The 2,199-nt window shown below is 58.0% G+C and carries 4 protein-coding genes; all 4 read left to right on the forward strand.

Annotation, left to right across the window (positions count from 1 at the left end; all coding sequences use genetic code 11):
* On the forward strand, nt 1-173 hold a 173-nt coding region (locus GX108_02500; GenBank protein ID NLO55918.1), incomplete at its 5' end, for an amidophosphoribosyltransferase.
* A complete protein-coding gene (locus GX108_02505; protein ID NLO55919.1) occupies nt 157-1,149 on the forward strand; it encodes a phosphoribosylformylglycinamidine cyclo-ligase in 993 nt (330 codons plus the stop codon). The genes GX108_02500 and GX108_02505, both read left to right, overlap by 17 nt.
* Nucleotides 1,146-1,718, forward strand: coding sequence for a phosphoribosylglycinamide formyltransferase (purN, locus tag GX108_02510; protein ID NLO55920.1), 573 nt, complete (start codon nt 1,146-1,148; stop codon nt 1,716-1,718). Before GX108_02505 ends, purN begins: the two co-directional genes overlap by 4 nt.
* Nucleotides 1,719-1,732: 14 nt before the next feature.
* On the forward strand, nt 1,733-2,199 hold a 467-nt coding region (locus GX108_02515), incomplete at its 3' end, for a bifunctional phosphoribosylaminoimidazolecarboxamide formyltransferase/IMP cyclohydrolase PurH (protein ID NLO55921.1).

The raw sequence follows: 2,199 nt of genomic DNA on the forward strand, positions 1-2,199 counted from the left end.
CCGCTAAACTGGACATTGACACCCTACGCTCGGCGGTGGGCGCGGACTCGCTTCATTACCTGAGCATCGGAGATCTTGTCTCGGCGATCGGCCTTCCGCCATCGGATATCTGCACCGCCTGCTTCAGTGGGGATTACCTTGATGGAGGAGAGGATAATGGAGTGGACCTATGAGAAAGCCGGCGTCAGCCTGGAAAGAAGTGACGCTTGGATAGACCTTGTCAAGAATATCGCTTCGGGCGCTTCTTCATCCCAGGTTATCTCCGGCATCGGTGGGTTCTCGGGGCTTTACAGGATCGGCGGGGGGAAAGCGCTTGCGGCCTGCACCGACGGGGTGGGGACAAAACTGGACGTGGCCCGCCTGACGGGGCTATACCGGGGCTTGGGACAGGACCTGGTGGCCATGAATGTCAACGACCTCGTCACCTGTGGGGCAAAACCCCTATTTTTCCTGGACTACCTCGCCTGTGGATACCTTGATGTCGACATCTTCGGATCAGTAATGGAGGGCATCGCTGAAGCCTGTTCGTCCTGCGGATGCGCCCTGCTCGGCGGAGAGACGGCTGAAATGCCGGGCATTTATGCCCCGGGCATGTTCGACCTAGCTGGATTTGCCGTGGGCCTGGTCGAGGAAAAAAGCATTATCGACGGAAAGGGCATATCAAAAGGGGACGCCCTCCTCGGACTGGCAAGCTCCGGCGTGCACAGCAACGGTTTCTCCCTGGTAAGAAAGTGCCTTCTCGATGGTCCCGAGCCGATGGAGATGCACCAATTCGTTCCCGGTTTCGAAAAACCCCTCTCGGAAGTCCTGATGGAGCCAACCCGGCTCTACGTCAACCAGGCTCTGGAGGCAACGGCGTCAGGAGCAGTCCGCGGAATGGCCCATATTACCGGGGGCGGCCTTGAGGAGAACATCGCCAGGATGCTCCCCGTATCCCTTAAACCCTTGATCGACTACGCCTCCTGGGAGCGCCCGCCTGTCTTCGATCTTATCAGGAATCGAGGAGTGGACGAGGAGGAGATGAGAAGGGTTTTCAACCTCGGGATAGGATTCGTTCTCGCGGTGAAGCCCGACGATGTGTCCAGAGTATCGTCCATACTCGCCGGAATAGGTGAAAAAGCGACCGTAATCGGGGAGGTTTCATCTTGAAGCCCCGGTTGGCGATCCTGATATCCGGGAGGGGGTCAAACATGGCCGCCATCGTTGACAACTGTTCTGCAGGCCTTCTCTGCGCAGAGATAGCCTTCGTGGCCAGCGACAACCCCGAAGCCGGGGGACTCCTTTCTGCAAGCCAAAGGGAGGTCCCGACCTACCTCCTCCCTTACTCCCCGCAGGGAGGGGGTAATGCCGAGAGGCGCCTGGAGAATCTTCTTGAAGATCACTCCGTTGAATGGCTGGTATTGGCCGGTTTCATGAGGATTCTTTCACCGCGGTTCGTCGCCCCCAGAAAGGGGAGGATCGTCAACATCCACCCTTCGCTTCTGCCGTCCTTCCCCGGCAGAGACTCCATAAGGGCAGCTTGCGAATTGGGAGTGAAAGTGACGGGGGTGACGGTCCATCTCGTAGACGAGGAAGTGGATCATGGTGAAATCCTAGCCCAGGAGCCCGTGAGAATCCTTCCCGGTGATACACTTGAAACGCTGGAGGAGCGAATCCACCAGACGGAGCATGTCCTCTACACCAGGACCCTGATCGACCTGCTGGACCGACGGGGTTGAAAGGAGAGCTTGTTATGGGCCAGAAGCGTGCGCTGATCTCGGTCTTCGACAAGAAGAACGTGGACGGGCTGGCGAAGGACCTGGCGGACCTTGGATGGGAGATCGTCTCCAGCTCCGGAACCGCAAGGCATATCAGGGAGGCGGGAGTACCGGTCAAAGAAGTGGAGGACCTTACCGGGTACCCCCATATGCTGGGGGGCAGGGTCAAAACGCTTCACCCCTCAGTCTTCGGCGGGATCCTCGCCCGGAGACATTTTGAGGGCGACAAGGCCGATGTCGAAAAATTCGGAATACCCATGATCGATATGGTCGTATGCAACCTTTACCCCTTCCAGGAGACTCTGAAAAAGGGGACCAGCCTGGAAGAACTGCTTGAGAATATCGATATCGGGGGGGTCACCCTGATCCGGGCCGCAGCAAAAAATTTCCGGCATGTGGTACCCGTGACGGATCCCGAAGATTACCCAACCGTGGCTGGGGA

This window comes from Thermovirga sp. (assembly GCA_012523215.1).
Classification (GTDB): Bacteria; Synergistota; Synergistia; order Synergistales; family Thermovirgaceae; genus 58-81.

Excerpts from the sequence above, each read along its gene's own strand:
- GX108_02505 (NLO55919.1), top strand. The coding sequence starts at position 157 with ATGGAGTGGACCTATGAGAAAGCCGGCGTCAGCCTGGAAAGAAGTGAC.